Below are 23943 nucleotides of genomic sequence, written 5' to 3' on the forward strand. Positions count from 1 at the left end.
GAGATGCGCTGAGTAGTTGTGTAGATAACATCGCTGCTCGTGACGGCGGTCGCCAAAAGAAGCTTATTGATTTGATTGCTTGGTGGAGGATGTGCTACCCAATCGGGTAGTCGTGGTCAATGCGCCAGTCGTTGCGGTTCTACGAAGCGATTTGAGCGCTCCGCATTTATCAATGCACACGCCGCCAGCACAGGTCTCGCGAATGGCGCGTAGCTGCACACGCAAGGCGTTTAGTTCTGCCAGACGCTGATTGACCATTCGCAGGTGTTCGTCAAGCAGGGTATTGACATCGTCGCAAGGTTGCTCAGGGTCGCTTTGGAGGCGTAGTAGCGCGCGTATCTCGACATGCGACATACCCAGTGAACGGCACCGAAGCACGAATAACAGTTGCGTTACATGTTCATCTCCATAGTCCCGGTAGTTGTTGTTTCCGCGAGAGGCCGCTTGCAACAACCCCTCCGCCTCGAAAAAGCGGATAGTGGGCACTTGGCAACCTGTCAGAGCGCTGAGTTGACCAATTTTCATTTCTAATATCTCCAAACTTGACCCTCTAGTAACTTGATGGTTTTTAATTCAGACATGAGCACTTGTCAAAACAAATCCTGCCTTGGAAATTGCAGTACCCCGTTAGTAACCGAACCGTCGGTACAGATGCCTGCAACGCTGAGCGTCTTTTCCATTCCCAAGATGGATTGCCCATCTGAAGAAAATCTTATCCGTATGGTGTTAGGCAGTGCGCCCGAAGTTGGCGACCTAACATTCGATTTGCAAGCGAGGGAGCTTAAAGTCTTACACTATGGAGCCTCGGCTGCGGTGTTAGATAAGCTCACTCCTTTGAACCTGGGCGCACGGCTGCTGATGTCTGAGCAAACCACTGCTCACGATATGATTGAAACCGATAACGATGGTAATACTGGAGAAGCGCGCACGCTCAAGATATTACTTGCCATCAATGGTGCAATGTTTCTTTTTGAAATGGCGGTGGGCATTATTGGAGAGTCGACTGGCATCATTGCAGACTCTCTGGATATGTTTGCCGATGCAGCGGTCTATGGTCTTGCCCTTTATGCGGTAGGTCGTGCTGAGGACATGAAGTTACGTGCTGCTTATTGCGCAGGCTGGCTCCAGATGATGCTGGCGATGGGGACATTACTCGAAGTTGTCAGACGGTTTTTCTTTGGTAGCGAGCCGCAGTCGATTCTCATGATGGGCATCGGCTTAATTGCATTGGTTGCAAATGTTGTCTGCCTCTATCTTATCGCTAAGAAGCGGGATCGCGGTGCCCATATGACCGCGAGCTATATTTTTTCTGCTAATGACGTCATTGCCAACGCTGGTGTCATCGTTGCTGGTATGCTCGTCGCATGGACGAATTCTCCTTATCCCGATCTTGTCATTGGCACTATCATCGCCATGTTCATCCTCAATGGCGCTAGACGTATACTGGCTTTATAGGCAGAGGTGTGTTCGCATTTCCCGACCATGGTCTAGGTATTTGGTGTGAAAGTGCACGGAGAAGGGATCCGGAGTGGGTGATTTTCGGTATAAGCCGTTTGGAATCAGTTAACAAAACTCTACAGGCGAACACACTTTGCTGAGTTTTGTGAGTAAAAGGCCAAGGTGTTGGTTGATACTGCAGAAATGACCAGCATCACTATAAATGCTCCTTGGTTAAAGAAATGCTCCTTGGTTAAAGTGTTATTTATGCGGGCCATGCGGATGTGCCGCGTGGCTATGCAGGTAGCTCGTCGGTTGCTCATGTTGACGATGAGGGGCGATCTTCTGCGGCAATAGCGAGCCTACCACCATGCCGATGATGCTAACGCCAAGCCCCAGCAGTTGTGGTGGTACCAAGCCTTCCTCACCCACCAATACTTCCACCAATACCCAGGTGCTGATGCCGCCGATGATGGCGGCCAATGCGCCCTGGTTGGTTGCGCGTTTCCAGAACACACCGAAGAACAATGGCACAAAAGCGCCTGCCAAGGTGATCTTGTAGGCGGATTCCACCATATGGAAGATGGACAGCTCAGTGTTCAATGCATAGAGCAGCACGCAGCTAGCGAAGCCCACCAGGCAGATGCGCATGATGTTGAGGAAGCCTTGGTCGTTCAGGTGTGGAAAATAGCCGCGTACGATGTTCTCGGCGAACGAGATGGAGGGGGCGAGCAAGGTGGCAGACGAGCAGCTCATGATTGCCGATAGCACGGCACCGAAGAAGATCACCTGGGCTGCAATCGGCATATGCTGCAGCACCAGGGTGGGCAGCACGCGCTGCGAATCCTGGTCGATCAGGGTATTGAAGAAGCCTGGGTCGATCAGGGTGGCGGAATAGGCGATGAACATCGGAACGAAGGTGAAGCAGAAATAGACCGATGCGCCCAGGACGGAACCCCAGATGGCGACCTTGGCGCTCTTGGCCGATGTGATGCGCTGGAACACGTCCTGTTGAGGGATGGAGCCCAGCATCATGGTCATCCAGGCGCCGATGAAGGTGACCCAGAGCCAGGGGTCGGCTGGCGGAAAGAAGTCCAGCTTGCCAGCTAGCCGGGCATGCTCAATGACGGGTGCGACGCCACCGGTCATGCCTGAGACCATGTAAGCGATATAGAGCATGCCACCAATGATGACACTCATCTGCACGAAATCCAGGATGGCGACCGAGAGCATGCCGCCCAGCGTGGTGTAGGTCAGCACAATGGCCGTGCCGAGGATCATGCCGACTTCCTCACTCACCATGCCGTCGGTGATGATATGGAAGATCAGGCCTAGCGCCTTGATCTGTGCGGCAACCCAGCCCAGGTAGGAAATGACGATGGCAATCGTGGTAAGCACTTCCACGGTGCGGTTATAGCGCATACGGTAGAAGTCGCCCAGGGTAATGATGTTGAGCTTGTATAGCTTGGTTGCGAAAAAGAAGCCTGCGATGACCAGGCACATGCTGGAGCCGAACGGGTCAGCGACGATACCATTGAGCCCGTCCTTGACGAAGGTGGCGGAGATGCCGAATACGGCTTCCGCGCCGAACCAGGTGGCAAACACGGTCGCCATGACTACCGGCAGGGGCAGGTGGCGTCCGGCTACGGCATAGTCCTTGGTGGTTTTGACTCGGGTCGCGGCAAACAGGCCGATGCTGATGGACACCAGGACGTAAAGAATGACAAACCAGATCAGCACTGAACCAGCCCTTTGCTATGAGGTTGATAATGGGGTAAATGTGGTGCCTTTTCAAAGGAAGGCAGATTTTAGCAAAAACTTGTCCTGAAAGTAGGCTTTATCTCTGAAAATCAATGGCTTTGCAGAAATCGTCCGGCTTCGTATCAATGCCGGGCCAGCCACCATAGCAGGAGGGCCGTACTTTGCAGCAATACCAGCAAGATCAATGCCACAGTGATGAGGCGCAGCCAGCGGGTCTGGCGTTGGTGCTCCTCGCGCATGCGTTCCAGCTCGGCATTGGTGGGAGAGTATTGCAGGCCGCGCTCCAGCTGCTGGTGGATCAGGCGCGGCATTTGGGGAAGAATTTTGCTCCAATAGGGCAGCTCTGCTCTCAGGTTGTCCAGTGCGCTGCGCCAGCCGACCTGCTCGGACATCCAGCGCTCCAGATAGGGGCGCGCGGTTTTCCATAGGTCGAGATTGGGGTCGAGATCGCGTCCCAGGCCTTCGACGTTGAGCAGGGTTTTCTGCAGCATGGCGAGCTGGGGCTGGATTTCGACGCCGAAGCGGCGCGAAGTCTGGAACAGGCGTAGCAATACCTTGCCGAACGAGATTTCCTTGAGCGGCTTGTCGAAAATGGGCTCGCATACGGCGCGGATCGCGGTTTCGAATTCGTCGATCGGCGTGTCCTTGGGCGCCCAGCCAGATTCGATATGTGCGCGCGCGACTTCGCGGTAGTCGCGGCGGAAGAAGGCGAGGAAATTGCGCGCCAGGTATTGCTTATCCTCGTCGTTCAGGGTGCCCATGATGCCAAAATCCAGTGCGACATAACGACCGTCGTCAGCTACTTGCACATTGCCTGGGTGCATGTCGGCATGGAAAAAGCCGTCGCGGAACACCTGGGTAAAGAAGATTTCCACACCGTCGCGTGCGAGCTTGGGAATATCGACACCGATTTCGCGCAGGTGATCCACCTGGCTGACCGGGGTGCCATTCATGCGCTCCATCACCATCACTTGCTCGTGGCACCAGTCCCAATAGACGTCGGGCACCAGTAGCAGGCGTTTGTCGGCAAAGTTGCGGCCTAACAGGCTGCAGTTGGCCGCCTCCAGCATGAGGTCGAGCTCGCTGTGGATATGGCGCGCGAATTCGGCCACCACTTCCCGTGGTTTCAGGCGCTTGCCGTCCGAGGAGAGCGTCTGTAGCAGCCATGCCGCGCTATCCAGCAGCTTGAGGTCTTTTTCTATGACCTTGCTGATGCCGGGCCGCAGGATCTTGACCGCCACTGGCCTGCCGTCAGGCAGTTGGGCGAAATGCACCTGGGCGACCGAGGCGCTGGCAATCGGTTCGACGTCGAAGCTTTGGAATACTTCCAGTACCGGTTTGCCATAAGCCTGCTTGAGAATGGTCTCAACGTCATCGTAGCCAAAGGCCGGCACCCGGTCCTGCAGCTTCGCCAGTTCGTCTGCGAGATCCAGCGGAATGAGGTCGCGCCGCGTGGAAAGCATCTGGCCGAACTTGACGAAGATGGGGCCCAGCGACTCAAGCGCCAGGCGCAGCCGTTCGCCGCGCGGGCGGGAAGTGTCGCGCCAGAACAGGAGGACTTGCACCGGGCGCTGTAATGGGCGCAAGCTGGTATGCCCGAGGATAAACTCGTCCAGGCCGAAGCGTAGTGTGACTAGGATGATGTGGAACAGGCGCAGCCAACGCATGGGAATTCTTTCTATTGATCCGCCTGCAGGCGGGATTTCAGCTTGTCGATGCGCTTTTGCAGGCGCTCTGCATCCTCACGCAGCGTATCCACGTCACGCACGAATTGCTCGATATGGCGCTTTTTGGCAATCAGCGGTTGTTCCTCCTGCCAGTATTCCGCCAGCATGCCAGCCACATTTTCAGCTTGGCGTCTTGCTTGTGAGACTGCGGCTCGGCCCAGTTTGACGGCTTCGTGGGCGGGGGCGTCGCCGATGATGCGGCTCAGATCCTCTTCATATTCCCATGACATGTCTTGCAATACGCTGGCCAAACCTGCAGCGAACTCGGTATCGCCCGAGACGGATGCGGCAGTGCCGGCCGATTCGTCGCCAGCCAGCATGCGCAATGCCACGGAAGGCGGCACCGTGATGGTGGCGTCGGTATCGGCGGTTTCTCCGGCGATAGCCAGGCCGCCATCCTCAAGCACGGCCAGCGTGACGCTGAACGGGGGCAGGAGCAGGCGGGCATGCTTGCCGCCGAAAGGCTGCAGTTGTTGCATGGCCCAGCTGTTCTGGGTCAGTAGGTGATGGAGCAGGCGGGTGAGGAGTGGCTTCAGCATCATGACTTCAATTCCAGCGGGTTGGGGCAAGGGCTCAGGTTTTCCAGCCTTTGTGCAGGGCGACCACGCCAGCGGCCAGATTATAGTAATCGACCTTGCTGAGGCCGGCATCCAGCATCATCTGCTTCAGGGTTTCCTGGTCTGGGTGCATGCGGATGGACTCGGCCAGGTAACGATAGCTGTCGGCATCGTTGGCAAGCAGTTTACCCATGAGGGGCAGCAGCTTGAATGAGTAAGCGTCGTAAATTGGCGCCAGCGGCTTCCATACCTGAGAGAACTCCAGCACCAGCAGTCGGCCCCCCGGCTTGAGCACGCGCTGCATCTCGGTCAGCGCCTTATCCTTGTGCGTCATGTTGCGCAGGCCGAAGGCGACGATGACACAGTCGAAATGCTCGTCGGGAAATGGGAGTTGTTCGGCGTCGCATTGCAGCGCGGGAACAGCCTTACCGTCGTCGATCAGGCGATCGCGTCCTACTGCAAGCATCGAGGCGTTGATATCGGTCAGGATGACCTGGCCTGATTGGCCGACCTTGTTGGAGAACAATCGGGACAGATCGCCGCTGCCGCCGGCGACATCCAGTACGCGGTCACCGGGCCTGACACCGCTGACTTCAACAGTAAAGCGTTTCCAGGCGCGGTGCAGGCCCGCGGACATGACGTCGTTCATGAGGTCATATTTGCGCGCCACCGAGTGGAATACTTCACCGACCTTGCGGGCTTTCTCGCGTTCATCCACAGTCTGGAAGCCGAAGTGCGTCTTGGTGTTGTCGCTCATGGTGTTTGCCTCAAATTAATTGTCAGGGTCGCGGCTGGCGCCTGCCTGCGCGAGCCGGTCTAGATATTGCTGCCACAGCGCTTCATGCTGTAGCAGCAATTCATAAAGATAGTCCCAGGAGTAAAGTCCGGTGTCATGACCATCGCTGAACACCAGCTTCACGGCATAATGGCCGACTGGCTCGATGCTAGTGATATTGACGTCCCGCTTTCCGGTCTGAAGCACAGGGTTCCCATGCCCCTGCACTTCTGCCGATGGAGAGTATACCCGAAGGAATTCGCACGGCAGCTTGCCGCTGACACCATTGTCAAAGGTGATTTCCAATAAGCGCGAAGCCTGGTGCAAGCGGATATCAGTCGGGCGTGGAATGTCTGGGCTCAAGCCGCTCATCTGCCAAATGCCGGGATTTACTCAAAAGGCGATGATAGCAGAATGTATTCACGCGCTTCAAAATACCATGACAATGGCGGCGTATGATGGTAGCTGCACATGCTTCGTGGAGGGTGATTAGGCGGCTGATTCATTTGATGATTTACATAAGCATGCTAAAGTAGCGCCTAAATAATAAGCATCGGGGGGTGCTATGGCCGACAACAAGCTTGAGCGTCACTTCCAGGCCTATTCCGAGTGGCGGAAGGGCTTGGTGGAAGCGATCTGTGATTATCGCAACTGGTTGAATGAACAGGAACTCAACGATGCACAGATAGAGTTGCGGCTGCAGCAGTTGCTGGAGCGTCTGCGCGAGGACAAGCTCAATGTGGCCTTCGTGGCGGAGTTTTCCCGCGGCAAGTCCGAGCTGATCAATGCGATCTTCTTCTCGGCTTATGGCCAGCGCCTGCTGCCTTCGAGCGCCGGCCGCACCACCATGTGCCCTACCGAACTGCTGTACGACCCCTCCAAGCCTACCTCCCTACAGCTCCTGCCGGTGGAAACCCGGACTTCGGATGCTACCACCACCGAATACAAGCGCTACCCCGAAGAGTGGACTGTGTTGCCGTTCGATGTCGCCGACAGCGACAACATGGTGGAGGTCTTCAAGGAGGTCAGCCGCACCAAGCAGGTGTCCGTGGAAGAGGCCGAGCGCTACGGCCTGTTCGATACCAATAGCGCCGATGATGCCTTGGCAGTCAACGCGGACGGTACCGTGGACATTCCCTGCTGGCGTTATGCCGTCATCAATTTCCCCCACCCCTTGCTGGAGCAGGGGCTGGTGATTCTCGATACCCCAGGGCTCAATGCCATCGGTACTGAGCCTGAGCTGACCCTCAACATGCTGCCAAATGCGCATGCCGTGTTATTTATCCTTTCTGCCGACACCGGCGTCACCAAATCTGAAGTGGATGTCTGGCGCCAATACATCAGCGGTACACGCTGGAAGCAGAATGGCAGGCTGGCGGTACTGAACAAGATTGACGGTCTGTGGGACGAATTACGCAATGAAGCCGAAATCAGCCGTGAAATTGCCAAGCAGCTTGCATCCAGCGCCGAGTTGTTGGGGCTTGAGCAAGATCAGATTTTCCCGATTTCTGCCCAGAAAGGGTTGTTGGCCAAGATCGCGGGGGACCAAGCCCTACTGGAGCGCAGCGGGCTGCCTCTCCTGGAAAAGGCATTATCCGGAGAGCTGATCCCATCCAAGCGTGAGATCGTACGCGACAATACCATCAGCGAAGTCGACGATTTGGTCAAGAACACCAATATGCTGCTGGATGCCCGACTGGCCAGCCTCAATGAGCAGCTGGAGGAGCTACGCGGTTTGCGCGGCAAGAATGAAGATGTCATCGAACACATGATGAACAAGGTCAAGGTGGACAAGGAAATCTTCGAGAAGGGCTTGCAGCGTTTTCAGGCGCTGCGCAGCGTATTTTCGCAGCAAACCAACAAGCTGTTCACTTTGCTCGGCATGGAAGCCCTGCGTGTGCAGGTGGCCAATACCCGAAGCACCATGATCAATGCAAACTTTACCAAGAATATACGCAGTGCAATGGATGGGTTTTTTGCTGACCTGCGTGACCGCTTGCTGAAATCCGAGGCGCAAATCGACGAAATCAAGCGCATGATGGACGCCATGTATGAGAAATTCGCGCAGGATCATGGCTTACGCAAGGCTGAGCCTCCAGCGTTTTCCACCTTGCGTTATCAGAAGGAGCTGGGCAAGCTGGAACGCGCATATCGCGAACAATTCAATACGACATTGAATATGCTGACGAACGAAAAGATGACTTTGACATCTAAGTTCTTTGAGACGTTGGCTAGTCGCGTCATCCATGTATATGAGGTGGCCAACCATGATGTCGAGAATTGGCTGAAGGCGGTCATTGCCCCGATGGAATCCCAGGTGCGTGAACACCAGCTGCAACTGCGGCGGCGCCTGGAAAGCATCAAACGCATCTACAAGGCGACGGATACATTGGAAGACCGTATTGGCGAATTGGAGGCCATCGAAAGGCATATTCTGGCCCAGATGGCCGATCTCAAGGTCTTGCGCCAGCACATGCATAATGCGCTGGTCTTTGAAAACAGGATAGAGGAAGAAGCGGCATGAATCTTACCAGCCTGCTGCTGCAACTGGGCTTGACATTTGTGTTCATCGGCCTTGCTGCTGCGGGGATTCTATGGGCAATTAAAAGTGGTCAGTATGATGACCTGGAAGGCCCTGCACAGCGCATCCTGATGGACGACGATGACCCCATGATCCCGTTTAACCACTTGAAGACTGGGGCTAATCAGCATAAAATCAAGAAATAATTTGCAAGGGAATTCATCATGGCTACTGGCACTAACAACAAGGACGACGACGACGGTTTGAAGTCCTACTTCACGTTTGAGAACCTGCCGCTTACGATCACCATCGCCCTCATTATCTTGGCATGGCTAAGCGCACTGTCGGTCATACTTTTTGGGTAAGAGGAAATAGTTTTACATCCCGCATGAAGCGACACCATGAAAAAAGGCTGCAACTGCAGCCTTTTTTCATGGTGTCGTATCCAAGGTCCCGCCATTAAGCCAGAGTCAAGAAGCCTCTCATCTGCTTCATGGCTTTTTGCTCGATTTGGCGGATACGCTCTGCAGATACGCCGAATTCTTCAGCCAGATCATGCAGAGTAGCGTTATGACCCTCCTGCAGCCATCGAGCTTCCACGATACGGCGGCTGCGGTCATCCAGCTTTGCGAGTGCGGTGGAGAGCCCTGTCGTGTGCAGCTGGTCAGCTTCCTGCGCTTCCAGAATTTCAGAAGGCTCGGCATGGCTTGCCTGCAAGTAGGAAATAGGGCTGAACATGTCCTCGTTGTCATCGTCTGCATTGCCTTCGAGGGAAATCTCGTGCCCGGACATGCGAGCCTCCATTTCCAGCACCTCTTCTGGCTTCACGTTGAGCTCACGCGCGATATGGGCGACCTCGTCCGAATGCAGGCTGGCGGTTTGCCCTTTCTTCATGCTGCGCAGATTGAAGAATAGCTTGCGTTGTGCCTTCGTCGTCGCAACTTTGACCAGCCGCCAGTTCCGCACGATATATTCATGGATCTCGGCCTTGATCCAGTGCATGGCAAAGGAAACCAAGCGCACGCCACGATCTGGGTCAAAGCGACGCACCGCCTTCATCAGGCCGATATTGCCTTCCTGGATCAAGTCGGCTTGGGGAAGGCCGTACCCCGCGTAATTGCGGGCAATGCTTGCTACCAGTCGCAGATGAGACACTACCAGGGTTTTGGCGGCCTCAAGGTCATTATACTTTTTGAGGCGTGTTGCCAGCTTCAATTCCTCTTCTGCGCTAAGCACAGGAAAGCTCTTGATGGCACGCAAGTACTGATCAAGGCTGTCGAAAGATGAAATTGCAGGTAATGTCATGCTGTTGGTCATATTTGAAACCTCCGTCATGGAAACGATTCTAGCACTCACTGTTTGAGTGTGCTAGTGGTGAAAAGTTTCAAGGCAAACAGAATACTTCTGAATGACGAGTATTTGTCGACATGCCAGTGCTCAATAGGTATTGATGCTCAGGTGCTAATTTTCCTTGAGCTTGTACGGCATGAGGCGCTCGGCCTTGATGCGGTATCCGGCGAAGCCCATCGAAGTATTGCTGGCAACGGTCTCCATCAAACCGCTCACAGAGATTGGACCATATTGCCGCGCCGCCAGGTCCAGTGTTTTCTGCTGATCCTTGGGCAGCGTTTTGGGCAGGATGATATGGATGACCTGATTGCTGGGCGGCGGAGGCACATGGATGCATGCGCCGAAATAAGGCACCAACAGGAACTCGCGCACCTGCGTCCCATTCATGTCAAGGGGAACGACGAATCCTGGAATCTGCACGCGCTGCTTATCCAGCTTTTGCACAATAGGAGCATCGTTCCAAGCGCTGCGCATCTGTTCCAATGCTTCGATCGCGCGCGGATCGGCGTCATCCAGCTTGTCCAGGTCCAGTTCCTTCAGTGATTTCATAGGATCCCAGTCCACGGGCATCATGTCATCCCAGTCCAGCGTTTTATAGGTCGGATTCGCTTGCGAGATTGCCTTGACCTCGCCGATGCGCTCGCCGACCTTGTAGTCGGCCGCCAGCGCAGACACATGGCCGCCGATGGCGACGATCATGCCCAGCATGCAAAAAATCTTGTCCATTCTCTCACTCCGATTGATTGATCCGTCCATGCGTTACAGTCTGGGTGTGAGGCCGTCCGCCAACGAGAGCCTGTAGGCCATCCAGGCCGGGAACAGGCTCGCTAGTATGCTGATCAGTACCATGGCGGCAAGCAGGCGAAGCTCTTCCAGGCTGGGCCAACCGACTGTCATGTTGATGCCGAAATGGGTCTGCATGATAGGCGCCGCGCATAGGGTGGCGATGGTCAGGGCGAGCAGGCCGATCACGATGCTGGCCAGGGTGACGAATATTCCTTCATATATCAACAGCAGCAGGATTTCCTTCGGTTGCGCGCCCACTGCCCGCAGGATGGCGAGCTCCCGGCGTCGCTCGTTCAGGCCGGCCATGATGACGGCGACCAGACCGCTCAGGCTTACCACGACCACGATGGCGGATACCGCCATCAGGCTTTTTTCTGCCACGCCGACTACCTGCCACAGTTGCTCCAGCGCCAGACCGGGCATGACGGCGAGCAAGGGCTCGTCCTTGCTTTCATTCACCATCCGTTGGGTGCGGAACACCGCCGCCCGGCTTTTCAGGCCGATCAGCACGGCGGTGACATCCTTGGGCTGCAGGTCGAATTTCTGTACGTGTTGTGGCGGAATCTGGAAGCCGGGGGCTGGTGAACCACCCACCCAATCCAGATGGATGGCGCTGATGGCTTCCAGACTGACATGCACGGTGCGGTCGACCGGCGTCCCCGTGGGCTTGAGGATGCCGACGACCGTAAATGGCTTGTCTCCGTGCTGCGCCAGAGCGTTCGCGCCGCCCATGCCGTGGCTCAGGGTGATGCGGCTGCCTATGTTGTAGCCGAGCTGCTTGGCGACACTGGCCCCCAGCACCGCGTCGAAAGTAGCGACGAATGGCTGGCCAGAGGCGAGCTCCAGGGGCAGGTGGTCGCCGTAACGGAAATGCCTGAAGTAGTCCTGGGTGGTGCCCAGCACGGCGAAACCATGATGCGAATCCCCCAGTGAGATTGGCACGCTCCAGGCCACCGTGGGATGCTGTTTCAGCTTTTCGTAGCTGGCCCAACTGATGTTGTTGGTGGCTTCGCCGATGTGGAATATGGCATACAACATGAGCTGAACCGGGCTGGTGCGTGCGCCTACCACCAGGTCGGTCCCTGAGACGGATAGGCTGAATCCCTGGCGCACCTGCTCACGCAGGCGCTCGACCCCGAGCAGCAGCATGACACTCAGGGCGATCGCCACCACGGTCATGCCCAGGGTCAGCTTACGGTTCCAGGCGCTGTGCATTGCCAGCTTCAGCAGGTATTTCGTATTCATTCCGGTACCTTTACGCTAACCCGGTTGAGCTCGGCAAGGGCAATGCTGCGGTCAAAGCTGGTCGCAAGTCGGTGATCATGGCTGACGAAGATCAGGGCGCTGGCCGAAGCGAGGCATTCTTGCATCAGCAGGTCGATAAATGCCTGTTGGTGGCTTGCATCGAGCGCGGAGGTGGGCTCGTCTGCGATGATGATTTCTGGCCTGCCGATCAATGCCCTGGCTGCGGCAACCCGTTGTTGCTGGCCTATGCTCAAGGTCGTGACCTTGCGGTGCCCAAGGGTGGCATCGATGCGGAGCGCCGCAAGCAGGCGCTGTGCTTCCTGCTCCACGTTGCCGGCAATATTGTTGCGCCGGTATGCCGAAAAGCGGCACGGCAGCAAGACGTTGTCCAGTACAGAGAGATAGGGGATCAGGTTGAATTGCTGGAACAAGAAGCCGATATGGTCGGCGCGGAAACGGTCGCGGGCCGCGCCGTTCAGCGTGTCCAGTCTCTGGCTCAGGATGTCGATGATGCCTGTTTGGGGAAGGTGCATGCCGCCGAGCAATCCCAGCAGCGTACTTTTGCCGCTGCCGCTCGGCCCATGCAGGAAAATACGCTCGCCCGGCATCACGTCCAGAGACGCGATATCCAGGCAGGGGCGCCCGGATGTCCATTCAAACTGCAGGTTCTCCAGGTGGATAGCAGGTGACGCCATGCCTACCATGTGACCCGGTTTTGTCCAGGGACGAGCCTGATGATTTTTCTGGTTTGCCCGGCCACGATCTGGACATCGATCTTGCGCAGGTGGGGGAACTGTTCAAACAACCGCACGTTCAATCCTTTCAATCGGCTCGATTGGCTCGATTGGCTACACTCATAGACAAACTCGGCGTCAAGGTCAGCGTGATGGCCGTTGTGCGTATGGAACTTATCTTCGAACAACGGTGATGCCAGGGTGATGGCCGTGCTTTTGCAACCAGCCTTGCCCGGTAGATCAAACAGCTGGTCGGGTGTGGAGAGCTGTTGTTTCAGTGCATTCACCACTGCCTGCTCTTGCGGGTTATGGGGAGCATGTTCGAAGCCCAGCAAGCTTTCCATAGGGCTTTCCAGCGCGAGGATCAGTGTCTTGCCTTCCATGGCGATATTCAGTTTGGCTGTACCGTGCACATGCGCACGCTGTTCATGCGCGAGTGCAGGCATCGCGGCGAGTGCCAGGCTGCTGAGGCCGATGGATAATCCGTGGATGAATAACCTGCAGTATAAATGCATACGTCTTTTTGTCCTGCCTACGCTAATACCGTGGTCAATGGTGATGAAGATGCTGGGCAGCCAACGACACGGCAACCCCGCCGAGTATCAATGCAACCTGGATTGCACCATCCCGCAATGAGCGTTTACGTTGCAATTCCGGCACCAGGTCCGCGACGGCGATATAAATGAAGCTGGATGCCGCGACGATCAGGATCACGGGGATCGCGGTTTGCATCGTATCCAGCGACAGCCAGCCGAGAAAACCGCCCAGCACCATGGCCGCGCCCGACAAGGCGTTGAGCAGCAAGGCACGGCTTTTCGACAGGCCGGCGTTCAATAACACCATGAAATCCGACACTTCCTGGGGGATCTCATGCAGCATCACCGTGACGGCCATCGTCCAGCCTAACGCCGGGTCAGTCAAGAAGGCGGCGGCGATCAACATGCCGTCGACGAAGTTGTGCAACCCGTCCCCGATCACGATCATGGACACTTTCTGATCAATAGCGGTTTCATGATCAGCGCCATGCGCCTGCCGGTGATCGTGTCGCCATAATGCCATTTTCTCCAGCAGGAAGAACGCCAGGATGCCAGCCAGCAATATCCAGCCGGTATCATCGGGCGATAAGCCCGACTCGATCGCTTCCGGCAGGATATCCGTCAACGTAAAGGTCAGCAAAATCCCGACGGCGAATGCGACCATCTTGTCGGCAACCCGTGCCAGGACGGTGAGCGAGACGATGGACGAGATCAGGACTGAAGCGACGCCGCCCAACAGGGTGGCAATGCAGATGGAGAGTAGGAGCATTGAGCAGGGGGAACTTAATCAGACATGTACAAATGAGGTCGAGAGTGCATTGTCATGGTTAGTGACATGAGGCGCAGCCCATTAAAGATCGATTCGCATGCCGATCTCGATATTATGGCCCAGCTCTGGCGTGTAATAGCGCAGGAATGACGTGCTGTTGCGGATTTCCGCATTGGTGATGTTGCGCATGTTGATGAAAAGGTCGCCGGTGAACCAGTTCGGCACTTCGATGCTGCGTCGTAGCGCGATATCGACCTTGTGATAGCTGTCGGTCCCTGGTTCCAGCACTATTTCGTCATTCATTGGCATTGTGCCGGTGCGTTTCTGCGCTCGCATGTGCGTGAGCCTGATTTCACCATCCCATTTGCCCATGCCTGCCTGTATCAGCAGCCCGTGCCGGGCTGGGGTAAGGCGCGGCACATGGGTATCATCATCCAGCATGCCGCGTACCTGGTCGGCAAATACACTGGCGCGAAACTTTCGTAACCCGGGAATGTGCAGTGGCAAGCCCATTTCCGCTTCATAACCATGAAACCTGGCGTCTTGTTGGGAATGGCGGGTGGTTATCAGGCAGGTGGCCGGGTTCGCGCAGCGCATGACGGGGTGGGGAATGGCCGCATCGGTTTCGTACAGGCCTTCATTCTGTTGGTAGATGTAGTTTTTTGCAGAATACTTGAACAGGTTCAGATTACCTTCCAGTTTGCCGAGACGTTGCTGAAAGCGGATGTCCCAGCCGTTCAGCGTTTCGATATCCAAGTCTTGATTGCCGAAATCGTAAGTTCTGGTGGCCAGGTGTGGTCCCAGTGCATATAGCTCTTGTACGTCAGGTGCGCGTTTTGCGATCCATCTATTGACCGTGATGCTGCCGGTACTGTGCATACGTTTTACAGCCAGTGTATAGCTTTCCGGAGCCAGCTTTCTTGCCGGAAAGACTTCAGTGTGCGAGATCGGGCCGAAGTAAACAGTCTGCGGGCTGGGGTCAAGTTTGACCTGTTCCTTTCTTAGGCCTAATTCCACTTGCCATGGATTGAGGTCAATCGTCTCGATGAGGTAGACGCCCTTTGTGTCAATCGATGTGGACGGGACAAAGGCCTCAATGCCTAGCGCGGAGAATTCACGGTCAATGCCATGAAGCCCCAATGTTCCTGAAACGCGGGCATGTAGTGCATGCGTGAATTCCAGACGGGACTCAGTAACATCATTCTGAAAGCGGGTCTGCTGGATACCGTTGCTTAGCTCGTCATGGTGATATCGGGATTTACCAATTCTAAAGCTGATGCTTTCCAACCACTCCCAAGGCAGGAATAGTTCGCCTTTGAGGTCTAGGCGTTCTTGATGGAGGTCAATGCGCACATTGTCCGCTTCTGCCGCATTCCCTGTGCATGGTCCATGACAATGCGCAGGACCAAGCGGTATGCCGTAATTGTTGCTGTAGCGGCTGATTGACATGCCGACGTATCCCATCTCGCCGAACAAACTTATACCCATGCTGCCCCCGTCGCTGTGTGCATTGGTATTGCCCGTATAACCATGGGTGTTATTGGGTGATGGCACATAAAAAAGCTGGGTAAAGGCATCCTGGTCAATAGCCATGCCGGGGATGTGAATATTGTTGCTTTCCCGACCATGCACATCGGCATGAAAGGCGACCTGGCCTGCCTTGGTCAGCAGTTCCGTCGCCATGATGCGCTCGTCATGGTTGGTGTTGAAGCGCAATTGCGTCGTGACCTTGGTCTTGGTGGGTAGGTGCTCGGGGATGCGGCCGTCGGTGATCTCCACTGCGCCGCCGATGGCGCCGCCACCGTTGCGGATGGTCGCCGGGCCACGCAACACCTTGATTTCCTTGGCCAGCAAGGATTCCACCGTGGTGCCATGGTCTGGGCTCATGGCGGATGCATCATGCGTGCCTAAGCCGTTGACCATGACCCGGGTGCGCGGGCCATGCTGCCCTCGAATCAACGGCAGTCCCACGTTCGGGCCGAATGTCGCATTGGCCACCCCCAGCTCATTCTGCAACGTGGCACCTAAAGTGGCAGCACTCTTGAGCATCAACTCTTTGCCTGAAAGCGTACTGGATGGATCCAGGGAGTTGGTTGGGCTATCGGGTGCAGCCTGGACTTCTATGGCATCCAACACAATAGAGGAGCCGGGTGAGGAAGACCTCTCCGTCTCTGCAGAGTATGCCTCGGGGAATATGGCAGAGGCGGCCAAGGCCAATGGTAACGCACGGCGGGTGAATTTGAAGGGAAAGCGCACATCCAAACCAGGTTCAAGTGATGGGGAAGTTTCAGGGACTTGGCAACTGTAATGCAACATTGTGGCATATTATAAATTGAAGTTCAGATATTGGATCTGAATGGGAGCTTATATCTTCTTGTTTATAAAGGGAGTAGTACCATGCGTCATTTGATCGCAACCATGTTTGTCAGTGCCAGTTTATTTAGCGTTTCCGCCTATGCAGCCGATGACCATCATCATGACCATGGTCATGATCATCTGCATTCGGGTGATATTGAAATTGAAGTGGAGGGTGGCAAGCTTGGCACTCATGGTGCAGGCCATTCCCAAGAGGGATCCGGATATGCCATTTTCGAAGGAGATTTCCGTGATCTTGCGGGTGGGCCGTATCGCACGAATGCGCCTGGGTTTGACAGTCATGCAGGGACTTTTGACCAAGGCGACATCATTGGATACCAGGCAATTGGCAATTTGTGGTCCTGGAATGGAAGCAGCTGGACAAATACTGTACTCAATGGCGAAACTCTCAGCCTGACTGGCAATTGGGGAGAAAACACTGTCTGGAGTACGACAGGCGTCAGCGGTGATGCTATTGGCTTACTGGGCCAAGCCGGTAGCAGCGGCAATATTCATGAGCACCTGAACTTTGAGATTTCTTCCTCCAGTGGCCTGCCGACTGATGGTGCTTATTTCGTCACACTGCAGTTGTTGTCTGTGGATCTCAACAGCACGGGCGACGGATTTGTGGCTGGCAGCAAGTATGCAAGCTCCGATCCTTTCTACTTGATTTTCAACAATGGCTTGAGCGCGGACGAGTTTCATACCGCTCTGCATGGTCTTGAAGACAATCTGATTGCTGCTGTTCCTGAGCCAAGTACCTATGCCATGTTCCTGGCTGGTCTGGGCTTGATGGGTTGGCAGTTACGTCGTCGCCAACAGGCCTAAAATTCTTGGAAACAGCCCCTTTAATGGGGCTGTCATTTTGGAGAGCATGCAATGATCAAATCTTCGATATTGGCATTTGCCATGTTAGGGTACGCCACTTTTGCCCAGGCTGTACATTACGATGTACGTGTGGGGACCAGTAACGGCCCGGTCGCCGGCAGTAAAATCGATATTGATTTTTATGGTGACTTTGATCTGGCCGGCAAATTGCCCATTGACCCACATACTGGATACAAGATTTTCCCCGGCTACTTTGATGACTTGGCGGGTGGGCCGCGGCTGACGGATGACCCTGGGTTTCAATCTTTTTCCAATACATTGCTATATGGGGAAGAGGTTCATTTTCGTGCGCTGGGAACGCTAGAATACTGGAATCCCGCTACCGGGGCATGGGGCGGGGCCGATGCTGGGAGCGTGACGCTTTACGGCGGAATACCCACCAATGTATGGATCAACTACATGCTCAACCCCCGAAATCCTGCCAATGTAGCAGAGTACAATTATTATGCAGGGGGACTGTCTATTCCGGACAGGGCATTTCCGGGCCGCAAACCGCGTTGGTAGATGGTGGAGATAGGAACGGGACTTTTCATTCCCATCTCAACTGGGAGTTGTCTGAAGATGCACCGGCTGGTGCATATCTTGTCACCCTGCAGCTGTGGTCACCGGCCATGGGAAATGGTGAACAGAAATACATTGACTCCGATCCCTTCCATGTCTTGTTCAAGTCGGCCGGCATTACTCAGGCGCAGTATGATGAAGCTTTCAACTTACGCATTGCGGCGGCAGTGCCTGAAGCCAATACATGGGCGATGCTGGTGGTCGGCCTAATGCTGATGATCGGCTGGAGGTTGAAGGCAAAACGATAATGTCATGATTCGTTCAGTTCCCCCTCTGCATTGAAAGCAGCATGGGGGAGCCGGATAGATGCGCTGTTCTCTTCCCTGTTGATTCAATTGAAACAATCTCCTAGTTTCCATTTCCCATTGCATTGATGTCACCAAACACGGCATAAGCATGGTGTGGTGAGCGCAGGACTAGTTCTTGTGACACATGATTGTCATGGAAATGACATCAAGGTGGGTTACCTTCCCTGCTGAAGGCTCAAGGATGAGCTTTGTGCTTTTCAACGGGAGATTGATCATGAGAGTGTATACATGCAAGCCAGAATATTTGACCAAGGCATTGGAGTTGAGTGACAAGAAGGCTGAGCGCCTGCTGTCCAGAATGAGCGTGCATTTGCATTCCCAGCTTGTGCGGGAGGGCTATTCGCCGCAGGAGATCATGGCAATCCAGCTGCAGATCGAAGATGAGCAATTGCAGGATTGGCGAGCGCGCGTTGCACAAATGCGCAAGCAAGATCGGTTGTGGGTGGAGCAAAATACACATTTGGCCAATAGGTCATCTCTCAACTGAGTCCGGCCACTTCATCAATAAGCGCATTCCACGACGTTTCAGTTCAGCGATCAACCCCCGTCTCCTTTTGGAGACGGGGGTTTTTGTTTTAAAAACATGGGGTTGTGTTTTTTGTGCCTAGGTGTTGACGTGAGGGGCGTCTCTTTTTGGAGACATGTAGAGGGAGAGTTTTTGGCTGAACGTATTTATTTTTTAATAGAATCAATGAGTTGTTTTTTTGGCATAAAAGGTGCTTTGCTATAGCCGAAGTACTAGCCTGCTCTTAGGGCTATCTTTAGAGTCCAAGCCATTCCCCCCCTGGCGGAAGACTCAACATCCGACGCCGGGCTTTTTGCCCGGCGTTTTTATGTTGCAAGCCAGGTATGATGATCGGGATGAGCTGGAGAGGCCTGATACGGCTCAAGCTGAGAGGCTGGAAAAGTCAGTTATATGGAGCGCAAAGGCGTCAGCAGACTCGTTAGTCCGTTATGATCCAACTCCTGCATCAAGGCCAATAATCGTCCTATTTCGCCCGGAGGGAAGCCTTCCCGGGCAAACCAGTTGAGGTAGTGCCCTGGCAGATCGGCAATCAGCCGCCCCTTATATTTGCCGAAAGGCATGGTGCGAGTGACGAGCAGTTCCAGGTCGCGTGCGTCCATCGTCTACCCTTTCACGATGCTGGAGAGTATGGTCAGGGCCGTAGGAATGTCAGGCGCGCCAAGTTTTGGCGTGCAGCAGATACCCTCCAGTATGGCGTGGGCGCGGATCAATGCCAGGATTTCTTCCAGTGAAGCCAGGCCTTTCATGATCAAGCGTTTGTCCCTGTCGATAACATACGTTTTCCCTTCCTTATCGATCAGTGTTGCCGGCGTGGATGTGAGCTGCCATGTGTCGAATGCGGCTGCGTCGGGAATGAACTCAAGCTCGGCATCGCCAGGATGTTGGATCAATGCCGGCCATGTGGGAAGAGGTGAAGTCATTGGCGTTGTTTCAAACTCGATCACTTGATGAAAATAAAAGCCGGGCTCGTTATTGCTGGTATTGCGCAGGCATGGGCGTTACCATAACGCCTTTTATTCCTGTTATCCAGAAGCAGGATTCTAAAACGCCCCTCGGCAATGGGGACAATACCGAAAGCATATCAATGAGTCAGATTGTAATTGAAAGCAAACCCTCTGCCACGCGCCTGGAGCAACTGGGTGTCAGCAAATGGCCGACTTGGTCCAAGGAAGTCTCGACGTTTCCATGGGTGTTCCCAGAGCAGGAAATTGCCTACGTGCTTGAGGGGGAAGTCGTGATTACCCCAGACGGTGGCGGCGCGCCCGTGACGTTCCGCAAGGGCGACCTGGTTACTTTCCCTGCAGGCCTGCGCTGCACATGGGAGGTCAAGCAGCCCCTGCGTAAGCATTACCAGCTGGACGGTACGCTCGTCGGCCGCATTTATCGTCGTATCAAGCTGTTCTTCACACGTTGATATCCCCGGGCCAGCCTGAGGAGCCGGGCGGCTGGCTTCTCTCGCGAGTCCCTTCTGTTTTCTGCGGATGCTTGCGCGATCGTGCGTGTTGACAGGGCCAACTCCTAAAGCCCCATCATTCCCGCGATTTCGATAATCAAGACGATGCGTATGCCACTCTCCGGCCACATCTTCAACCTGTGTGCGCAGGCACATCTGCGGCATGGCCTATCAGTATTTTCCTACATCAACTTCAGGTGCCTCTGACTGCGGATGGCGTGCTGATCGCGCAAGATAGCGCCTTCTCAAATCGCAGCAAGAATAAATCGGAAAACTTGTATGGAACTGTTCAAGGTATGCGTTGCCTTTGATGACGGCGGAGATATTTGCCTGAGTGATGCTTTCGAGCATGAAGATGCCATTTGCCTGATGCTTAACGGACATGATGCCGGGCCTACATGGAAAAGAGCGCATCCGAAGCGCGTGCTGCGCCTACCCAAGGAGCAACTCAAGGCAACTGCTGATTCATTGTATTATGCGTTTCTATTGCCGAGACCGCTGCCGGCGCAGTTGCGGACGGCCAGGCAAGCGGCAGATGTCCCCGAAGGGTTCACAATGGAATTCTATCCTGACGATATCTTTGATCTGCAGGTTCAGGCAGGAGCGGCGGTGAGCGGAAAAGTGCACCGTACGCACAGGCCGCCATCATCGCAATTACTGAGCGAAATGTTGCCCTGATGATGCTCGATGGCGCGCTTGGCGATGGCAAGTCCCAGGCCGTATCCGACATGTCCTGCCTTTTCCGTACCGCGGACGCGATAGAATGGCTGGAACACTGACTCAATCTCTGTTTCCGGCAAGCCTGGGCCATGGTCCCGCACTTCGACGATCACCGCACTCTGCGTCTTGAGAATTGAGACTGTTACTGCTTGACCAGCTTGATTATATTTGAGCGCATTACGGATAATGTTCTCGAATGCGCGGCGCAGCAATTCATAATGTCCCTGTAGTATTACTTCATCTGCAGCATGAAACGTGATGCTGCTGCCCACGGCTTGCGCCTCGAAATTGGCGTCCTGAATAATGGTGGCAAGCAAATCATTGAGGTTGAGTGTCTCGCTGTTTTCACTGCTGATGCCTGACTCCAACCGCGAAAGCGTCAGCATCTGGCCAAGCAGTTCGTCCAGCCTCTCGGTTTCACGCTCGATACGGCTCAGCGCCGAGGCCAGTTTGTCCGGTTGCTGCTGGGCGAGCCCCACGGCAAGCCGCATGCGGGCGACCGGGGAACGCAGCTCATGAGAAACATCGTGCAGCAATAATCGCTGGGCATCCAGCAAGGTCTGAAGGCGTGTTGCCATATAGTCAAAGTCCGCGCCGAGTTCTATGAGTTCATCGTTGCGATTGCCGAGCTCTGGGCTTACACGCGTGCTCAAGTCGCCTTCTGCGAGCCTGCGGCTGGCCCGCCGCAACAGCTTGATTGGACGGCTCAGGTAGAGTGCAAATCCGGCGCTGAACAGCAGGCTTGCAAGCAGGGCGATGAAAATCTGCAGTTGCAGGTTGTAGCGGGGTGGTCCTGCAGAGTCTGCCCCTTCTGCAGGAATGAAGAGAATGTATTGGTTGCCATTGCTTGCCTGGACGCGCCGCACGCTGGGAATCGGCGGGGATTGGTCCAGCGCATGGATGGCTTGTTGCAAGGTTTCCGACCTGACGGTGCGGTTGAGGATATCCTGATGATGCTGGTTGATGACCAGTACGGTTGGCACCTTGTGCCCGGGCCAGTGTTCGAGTAGTGCCTTGGCACCCGCCTCTCCGCCATACTGCAGGGCATTGGCGGTGACACCGACGACAAAATCAGCCCTGCGGTCACGCAGGAAGCCTTCCTCGCCGGAAGCAGTCTTTTCATTTAAATAGATGGCACCGCCGACACCAGCGACCGTCACCAGTAATGTCAGCGAGAACCCAAGAAATATTTTCCAGAACAGTTTGCCCATAGGGATGGTCGACCGGCTACCCTGCAATGAATTGGTAGCCGACGCCGCGCACGGTCTGGATCGGCGAGCGTCCGTCTTCCAGCAGCCCCAGCTTCTGGCGCAAATTGCTGACGTGCACATCCACGCTGCGGTCGTAGCGGGATTCGGCACGCCCCAGTGCCTGGGTAAAGAGCTCAGCCTTGCTCACCACGTGTCCTGCATGACGGGCAAGGACTTCCAGGAGTGCATATTCGCTGGTGGTGATATCCAGCGGTTCGCCCTTCCATTCGATGATACGCTCGGAAGGGTAGATGGCAATTTTGCCCACGCGGGTGATGCTGGGCTTGTTGTGATGGTTTTGCAACGCCTCATCCCGCACGACGACACGGCGCTGTATGGCGCGCAGGCGTGCAACGAGCTCGCGGGGGTTGAACGGCTTGGACAGGTAATCGTCTGCTCCCAGCTCAAGGCCGACGATGCGATCTATCTCGTCTCCCTTGGCAGTGAGCATGATCACCGGGATCTGGCTGCTGGCGCGAATCAGGCGCAAGGTATCGAAGCCGTTGAAGCGGGGCATCATCACATCCAGCACTACGAGGTCATGTTCACCGGACAGGGCGAGACGTGCGCCCTCTTCGCCGTCATGGGCGATCGTCAATGAGAAGTCTTCCGCTCCAAGGTATTCCTCCATCATTTGGCAGAGTTCGACGTCGTCATCGATCAGCAGGATACGTAGCACTGTGTTCACCTTTCACTACTTTCTAAATTGCAAACCGCATTCTGCCGCAGGCTTTGCGGCAGCAATCAGCATCTTACAAATTTTTACGCACAATTACACCGATTTCACCAAAGGCAACAAACATTTAGCCAAGGTTGAGATCATAGTGGGACAAGCGTGATTTATCGTGATTCACAACCAAAGGAGCTATCAAATGACCAAGCCACGCAAACTCCTGGTCCCCTCTCTTATCCTGGCATCATCCTTACTCGCACTGAATATCGCAGTGACCCATGCCGGGACGGAACATGGTGACAAGAGGTGCGACAAGGAAAAAAAGCATGCCGCGCATGGTGAGCATCGCGGTTTTTCAGAAGGACATTTCCTGGAGCGCAAGCTCGGCAAGCTGGGCCTGAGCAGTGAGCAGCAAGCCCAAGTGAAGCAGATCGTGGATAAGCAGAAGCCGGCACTGGCTGAAAAGCGCCAGGCCCTGCATGCCTCGTTCAAGGCCTTGGCTTCAGCCTCGGCAACCGATCAATACGATCAAAAGAAAGTGCAGGAGATCGCCAGCGAACAAGCCAAGCTGCAAGCAGATTTATTGGTGTTGCGCAGCAATACGCTGCACGAGGTCTATCAGGTGCTGACGCCTGAACAAAAGCAGAAATGGACCGAGTTTCAATCCAAAGTGCGCCCACGGCACGGCGAAAAAGCCTCGTCTATCGGGTAGGGAGTGAAACGCCGCTATCCTGTCATCAATATGCCCTGGTTTTACCAGGCATATTGAGCTAGAGGAGGGGTGCTGCTGCCTAATGCAGATATTCCTTGATCGCGCTTGATACCAGTGGCGCAAGACCGTTATCACTTGGGTGTGTGTTGATGTGCTGCATGATCTGCTGGCGCATCTGTGGTGCCCAGAAGCGTTGCAGATGGCTTGCTATATCCTTTTTAGCCTGTTCATGATCGGGATAGGACTGGAAGAAGTCCCCGATCTGGTTGGCCATCTTCACCAGCTGCTCGATGTTCATG

Annotated in this window: 29 protein-coding genes; 10 read left to right on the top strand and 19 right to left on the bottom strand. The window is 55.0% G+C overall.

The window, feature by feature from the left end:
* Positions 1 to 63 precede the first annotated feature (63 nt).
* Positions 64 to 525: a Cd(II)/Pb(II)-responsive transcriptional regulator gene (cadR, locus tag MFLA_RS03550; protein WP_011479058.1), complete on the bottom strand. Its 462-nt coding sequence runs from the start codon at positions 523 to 525 to the stop codon at positions 64 to 66.
* Positions 526 to 561: 36 nt separating this feature from the next.
* On the opposite strand from cadR, the gene MFLA_RS03555 reads away from it, so the two are divergent.
* The gene (locus MFLA_RS03555; protein ID WP_011479059.1) at positions 562 to 1455 is read left to right on the top strand and encodes a cation transporter; all 894 of its coding nucleotides are present in this window, start codon (positions 562 to 564) and stop codon (positions 1453 to 1455) included.
* A 243-nt stretch (positions 1456 to 1698) separates the two neighbouring features.
* Here MFLA_RS03555 and MFLA_RS03560 read toward each other — a convergent pair whose 3' ends face one another.
* The 5 genes from MFLA_RS03560 to MFLA_RS03580 all read right to left on the bottom strand — a co-directional run bounded on the left by MFLA_RS03560 (position 1699) and on the right by MFLA_RS03580 (position 6629).
* Positions 1699 to 3177 carry a sodium:solute symporter family protein gene (locus MFLA_RS03560; protein WP_011479060.1) on the bottom strand — a complete coding sequence of 493 codons (1479 nt, stop codon included), beginning with the start codon at positions 3175 to 3177 and terminating at the stop codon, positions 1699 to 1701.
* A gap of 143 nt (positions 3178 to 3320) precedes the next feature.
* The gene (ubiB, locus tag MFLA_RS03565; protein WP_011479061.1) at positions 3321 to 4865 is read right to left on the bottom strand and encodes a ubiquinone biosynthesis regulatory protein kinase UbiB; all 1545 of its coding nucleotides are present in this window, start codon (positions 4863 to 4865) and stop codon (positions 3321 to 3323) included.
* Between the two features lie 11 nt (positions 4866 to 4876).
* A complete protein-coding gene (locus MFLA_RS03570; RefSeq protein WP_011479062.1) occupies positions 4877 to 5467 on the bottom strand; it encodes a ubiquinone biosynthesis accessory factor UbiJ in 591 nt (196 codons plus the stop codon).
* Between the two features lie 31 nt (positions 5468 to 5498).
* Positions 5499 to 6239, bottom strand: coding sequence for a bifunctional demethylmenaquinone methyltransferase/2-methoxy-6-polyprenyl-1,4-benzoquinol methylase UbiE (gene ubiE / locus MFLA_RS03575; protein WP_011479063.1), 741 nt, complete (start codon positions 6237 to 6239; stop codon positions 5499 to 5501).
* A 15-nt stretch (positions 6240 to 6254) separates the two neighbouring features.
* A complete protein-coding gene (locus tag MFLA_RS03580; protein WP_011479064.1) occupies positions 6255 to 6629 on the bottom strand; it encodes a gamma-butyrobetaine hydroxylase-like domain-containing protein in 375 nt (124 codons plus the stop codon).
* 193 nt (positions 6630 to 6822) lie between these two features.
* Here MFLA_RS03580 and MFLA_RS03585 point away from each other — a divergent pair, with 193 nt between their 5' ends.
* Genes MFLA_RS03585 through MFLA_RS14320 form a run of 3 tightly spaced genes read left to right on the top strand, consistent with a single transcriptional unit; the run spans position 6823 to position 9143 of the window.
* Entirely contained in the window at positions 6823 to 8781 is a 1959-nt protein-coding gene (locus MFLA_RS03585) for a dynamin family protein (RefSeq protein WP_011479065.1), read from the top strand.
* A complete protein-coding gene (ccoS, locus tag MFLA_RS03590) occupies positions 8778 to 8984 on the top strand; it encodes a cbb3-type cytochrome oxidase assembly protein CcoS (protein ID WP_011479066.1) in 207 nt (68 codons plus the stop codon). Before MFLA_RS03585 ends, ccoS begins: the two co-directional genes overlap by 4 nt.
* Positions 8985 to 9002: 18 nt before the next feature.
* Positions 9003 to 9143 carry a hypothetical protein gene (locus MFLA_RS14320; protein ID WP_195742223.1) on the top strand — a complete coding sequence of 47 codons (141 nt, stop codon included), beginning with the start codon at positions 9003 to 9005 and terminating at the stop codon, positions 9141 to 9143.
* A 94-nt stretch (positions 9144 to 9237) separates the two neighbouring features.
* Here MFLA_RS14320 and rpoH read toward each other — a convergent pair whose 3' ends face one another.
* The 7 genes from rpoH to MFLA_RS03625 form a co-directional block, all read right to left on the bottom strand.
* Positions 9238 to 10095, bottom strand: a complete 858-nt coding sequence (gene rpoH, locus MFLA_RS03595; RefSeq protein WP_011479067.1) for an RNA polymerase sigma factor RpoH — start codon at positions 10093 to 10095, stop codon at positions 9238 to 9240.
* Between the two features lie 144 nt (positions 10096 to 10239).
* Complete coding sequence (locus tag MFLA_RS03600) at positions 10240 to 10854, bottom strand: DUF3299 domain-containing protein (RefSeq protein ID WP_011479068.1); 615 nt, start codon at positions 10852 to 10854, stop codon at positions 10240 to 10242.
* Between the two features lie 33 nt (positions 10855 to 10887).
* Entirely contained in the window at positions 10888 to 12159 is a 1272-nt protein-coding gene (locus MFLA_RS03605) for an ABC transporter permease (RefSeq protein WP_011479069.1), read from the bottom strand.
* A complete protein-coding gene (locus MFLA_RS03610; RefSeq protein ID WP_011479070.1) occupies positions 12156 to 12854 on the bottom strand; it encodes an ABC transporter ATP-binding protein in 699 nt (232 codons plus the stop codon). Before MFLA_RS03610 ends, MFLA_RS03605 begins: the two co-directional genes overlap by 4 nt.
* Positions 12855 to 12856: 2 nt before the next feature.
* Positions 12857 to 13408, bottom strand: coding sequence for a DUF2796 domain-containing protein (locus MFLA_RS14110; RefSeq protein ID WP_011479071.1), 552 nt, complete (start codon positions 13406 to 13408; stop codon positions 12857 to 12859).
* 34 nt (positions 13409 to 13442) lie between these two features.
* The gene (locus tag MFLA_RS03620; RefSeq protein ID WP_011479072.1) at positions 13443 to 14198 is read right to left on the bottom strand and encodes a ZIP family metal transporter; all 756 of its coding nucleotides are present in this window, start codon (positions 14196 to 14198) and stop codon (positions 13443 to 13445) included.
* 81 nt (positions 14199 to 14279) lie between these two features.
* Positions 14280 to 16454, bottom strand: a complete 2175-nt coding sequence (locus MFLA_RS03625; protein ID WP_195742069.1) for a TonB-dependent receptor — start codon at positions 16452 to 16454, stop codon at positions 14280 to 14282.
* A gap of 141 nt (positions 16455 to 16595) precedes the next feature.
* Here MFLA_RS03625 and MFLA_RS03630 point away from each other — a divergent pair, with 141 nt between their 5' ends.
* The 4 genes from MFLA_RS03630 to MFLA_RS03645 all read left to right on the top strand — a co-directional run bounded on the left by MFLA_RS03630 (position 16596) and on the right by MFLA_RS03645 (position 18797).
* Positions 16596 to 17381 carry a PEP-CTERM sorting domain-containing protein gene (locus MFLA_RS03630; protein ID WP_011479074.1) on the top strand — a complete coding sequence of 262 codons (786 nt, stop codon included), beginning with the start codon at positions 16596 to 16598 and terminating at the stop codon, positions 17379 to 17381.
* A 51-nt stretch (positions 17382 to 17432) separates the two neighbouring features.
* Entirely contained in the window at positions 17433 to 17945 is a 513-nt protein-coding gene (locus MFLA_RS03635; RefSeq protein WP_011479075.1) for a hypothetical protein, read from the top strand.
* Positions 17939 to 18250 carry a hypothetical protein gene (locus tag MFLA_RS03640; protein WP_195742070.1) on the top strand — a complete coding sequence of 104 codons (312 nt, stop codon included), beginning with the start codon at positions 17939 to 17941 and terminating at the stop codon, positions 18248 to 18250. Before MFLA_RS03635 ends, MFLA_RS03640 begins: the two co-directional genes overlap by 7 nt.
* A gap of 274 nt (positions 18251 to 18524) precedes the next feature.
* Complete coding sequence (locus MFLA_RS03645; RefSeq protein ID WP_195742071.1) at positions 18525 to 18797, top strand: hypothetical protein; 273 nt, start codon at positions 18525 to 18527, stop codon at positions 18795 to 18797.
* Positions 18798 to 19222: 425 nt separating this feature from the next.
* On the opposite strand, the gene MFLA_RS03650 is transcribed toward MFLA_RS03645, so the two are convergent.
* Together MFLA_RS03650 and MFLA_RS03655 are read right to left on the bottom strand one after the other, a co-directional pair.
* Positions 19223 to 19435 carry a DUF3820 family protein gene (locus tag MFLA_RS03650; RefSeq protein WP_011479077.1) on the bottom strand — a complete coding sequence of 71 codons (213 nt, stop codon included), beginning with the start codon at positions 19433 to 19435 and terminating at the stop codon, positions 19223 to 19225.
* Positions 19436 to 19438: 3 nt separating this feature from the next.
* Positions 19439 to 19756, bottom strand: coding sequence for a DUF4144 domain-containing protein (locus MFLA_RS03655; RefSeq protein WP_011479078.1), 318 nt, complete (start codon positions 19754 to 19756; stop codon positions 19439 to 19441).
* Positions 19757 to 19920: 164 nt separating this feature from the next.
* Between MFLA_RS03655 and MFLA_RS03660 the strand changes: the two genes are divergently transcribed.
* Complete coding sequence (locus tag MFLA_RS03660) at positions 19921 to 20250, top strand: cupin domain-containing protein (RefSeq protein ID WP_011479079.1); 330 nt, start codon at positions 19921 to 19923, stop codon at positions 20248 to 20250.
* 210 nt (positions 20251 to 20460) lie between these two features.
* Here the strand turns inward: MFLA_RS03660 and MFLA_RS14325 are convergent, their stop codons facing one another.
* From MFLA_RS14325 to MFLA_RS03670, 3 genes are all read right to left on the bottom strand, one after another.
* On the bottom strand, positions 20461 to 20673 hold the full coding sequence (locus MFLA_RS14325; RefSeq protein ID WP_195742072.1) for a hypothetical protein: 213 nt from the start codon (positions 20671 to 20673) through the stop codon (positions 20461 to 20463).
* A gap of 209 nt (positions 20674 to 20882) precedes the next feature.
* Positions 20883 to 22220 carry a sensor histidine kinase gene (locus MFLA_RS03665; RefSeq protein WP_011479080.1) on the bottom strand — a complete coding sequence of 446 codons (1338 nt, stop codon included), beginning with the start codon at positions 22218 to 22220 and terminating at the stop codon, positions 20883 to 20885.
* Positions 22221 to 22236: 16 nt separating this feature from the next.
* Positions 22237 to 22938 carry a response regulator transcription factor gene (locus MFLA_RS03670; RefSeq protein WP_011479081.1) on the bottom strand — a complete coding sequence of 234 codons (702 nt, stop codon included), beginning with the start codon at positions 22936 to 22938 and terminating at the stop codon, positions 22237 to 22239.
* Between the two features lie 193 nt (positions 22939 to 23131).
* Between MFLA_RS03670 and MFLA_RS03675 the strand changes: the two genes are divergently transcribed.
* Entirely contained in the window at positions 23132 to 23644 is a 513-nt protein-coding gene (locus MFLA_RS03675) for a Spy/CpxP family protein refolding chaperone (protein WP_011479082.1), read from the top strand.
* A gap of 79 nt (positions 23645 to 23723) precedes the next feature.
* Here MFLA_RS03675 and MFLA_RS03680 read toward each other — a convergent pair whose 3' ends face one another.
* On the bottom strand, positions 23724 to 23942 hold the full coding sequence (locus MFLA_RS03680; RefSeq protein ID WP_011479083.1) for a formate dehydrogenase subunit delta: 219 nt from the start codon (positions 23940 to 23942) through the stop codon (positions 23724 to 23726).
* Between the last annotated feature and the right edge of the window lies 1 nt (position 23943).

The organism is Methylobacillus flagellatus KT, assembly GCF_000013705.1.
Taxonomy (GTDB): Bacteria; Pseudomonadota; Gammaproteobacteria; order Burkholderiales; family Methylophilaceae; genus Methylobacillus; species Methylobacillus flagellatus.

Excerpts from the sequence above, each read along its gene's own strand:
- MFLA_RS03600 (WP_011479068.1), bottom strand. The coding sequence starts at position 10,854 with ATGGACAAGATTTTTTGCATGCTGGGCATGATCGTCGCCATCGGCGGC.
- MFLA_RS03630 (WP_011479074.1), top strand. The coding sequence starts at position 16,596 with ATGCGTCATTTGATCGCAACCATGTTTGTCAGTGCCAGTTTATTTAGC.
- MFLA_RS03680 (WP_011479083.1), bottom strand. The coding sequence starts at position 23,942 with ATGAACATCGAGCAGCTGGTGAAGATGGCCAACCAGATCGGGGACTTC.
- MFLA_RS03645 (WP_195742071.1), top strand. The coding sequence starts at position 18,525 with ATGAGAGTGTATACATGCAAGCCAGAATATTTGACCAAGGCATTGGAG.
- MFLA_RS14320 (WP_195742223.1), top strand. The coding sequence starts at position 9,003 with ATGGCTACTGGCACTAACAACAAGGACGACGACGACGGTTTGAAGTCC.
- ccoS (WP_011479066.1), top strand. The coding sequence starts at position 8,778 with ATGAATCTTACCAGCCTGCTGCTGCAACTGGGCTTGACATTTGTGTTC.
- MFLA_RS03585 (WP_011479065.1), top strand. The coding sequence starts at position 6,823 with ATGGCCGACAACAAGCTTGAGCGTCACTTCCAGGCCTATTCCGAGTGG.
- ubiB (WP_011479061.1), bottom strand. The coding sequence starts at position 4,865 with ATGCGTTGGCTGCGCCTGTTCCACATCATCCTAGTCACACTACGCTTC.
- cadR (WP_011479058.1), bottom strand. The coding sequence starts at position 525 with ATGAAAATTGGTCAACTCAGCGCTCTGACAGGTTGCCAAGTGCCCACT.
- MFLA_RS03665 (WP_011479080.1), bottom strand. The coding sequence starts at position 22,220 with ATGGGCAAACTGTTCTGGAAAATATTTCTTGGGTTCTCGCTGACATTA.
- rpoH (WP_011479067.1), bottom strand. The coding sequence starts at position 10,095 with ATGACCAACAGCATGACATTACCTGCAATTTCATCTTTCGACAGCCTT.
- MFLA_RS03610 (WP_011479070.1), bottom strand. The coding sequence starts at position 12,854 with ATGGCGTCACCTGCTATCCACCTGGAGAACCTGCAGTTTGAATGGACA.
- MFLA_RS03655 (WP_011479078.1), bottom strand. The coding sequence starts at position 19,756 with ATGACTTCACCTCTTCCCACATGGCCGGCATTGATCCAACATCCTGGC.
- MFLA_RS03620 (WP_011479072.1), bottom strand. The coding sequence starts at position 14,198 with ATGCTCCTACTCTCCATCTGCATTGCCACCCTGTTGGGCGGCGTCGCT.
- MFLA_RS03660 (WP_011479079.1), top strand. The coding sequence starts at position 19,921 with ATGAGTCAGATTGTAATTGAAAGCAAACCCTCTGCCACGCGCCTGGAG.
- MFLA_RS14110 (WP_011479071.1), bottom strand. The coding sequence starts at position 13,408 with ATGCATTTATACTGCAGGTTATTCATCCACGGATTATCCATCGGCCTC.
- MFLA_RS03580 (WP_011479064.1), bottom strand. The coding sequence starts at position 6,629 with ATGAGCGGCTTGAGCCCAGACATTCCACGCCCGACTGATATCCGCTTG.
- MFLA_RS03635 (WP_011479075.1), top strand. The coding sequence starts at position 17,433 with ATGATCAAATCTTCGATATTGGCATTTGCCATGTTAGGGTACGCCACT.
- MFLA_RS03570 (WP_011479062.1), bottom strand. The coding sequence starts at position 5,467 with ATGATGCTGAAGCCACTCCTCACCCGCCTGCTCCATCACCTACTGACC.
- MFLA_RS03555 (WP_011479059.1), top strand. The coding sequence starts at position 562 with ATGGTTTTTAATTCAGACATGAGCACTTGTCAAAACAAATCCTGCCTT.
- MFLA_RS03675 (WP_011479082.1), top strand. The coding sequence starts at position 23,132 with ATGACCAAGCCACGCAAACTCCTGGTCCCCTCTCTTATCCTGGCATCA.
- MFLA_RS14325 (WP_195742072.1), bottom strand. The coding sequence starts at position 20,673 with ATGTCCGTTAAGCATCAGGCAAATGGCATCTTCATGCTCGAAAGCATC.
- ubiE (WP_011479063.1), bottom strand. The coding sequence starts at position 6,239 with ATGAGCGACAACACCAAGACGCACTTCGGCTTCCAGACTGTGGATGAA.
- MFLA_RS03605 (WP_011479069.1), bottom strand. The coding sequence starts at position 12,159 with ATGAATACGAAATACCTGCTGAAGCTGGCAATGCACAGCGCCTGGAAC.
- MFLA_RS03650 (WP_011479077.1), bottom strand. The coding sequence starts at position 19,435 with ATGGACGCACGCGACCTGGAACTGCTCGTCACTCGCACCATGCCTTTC.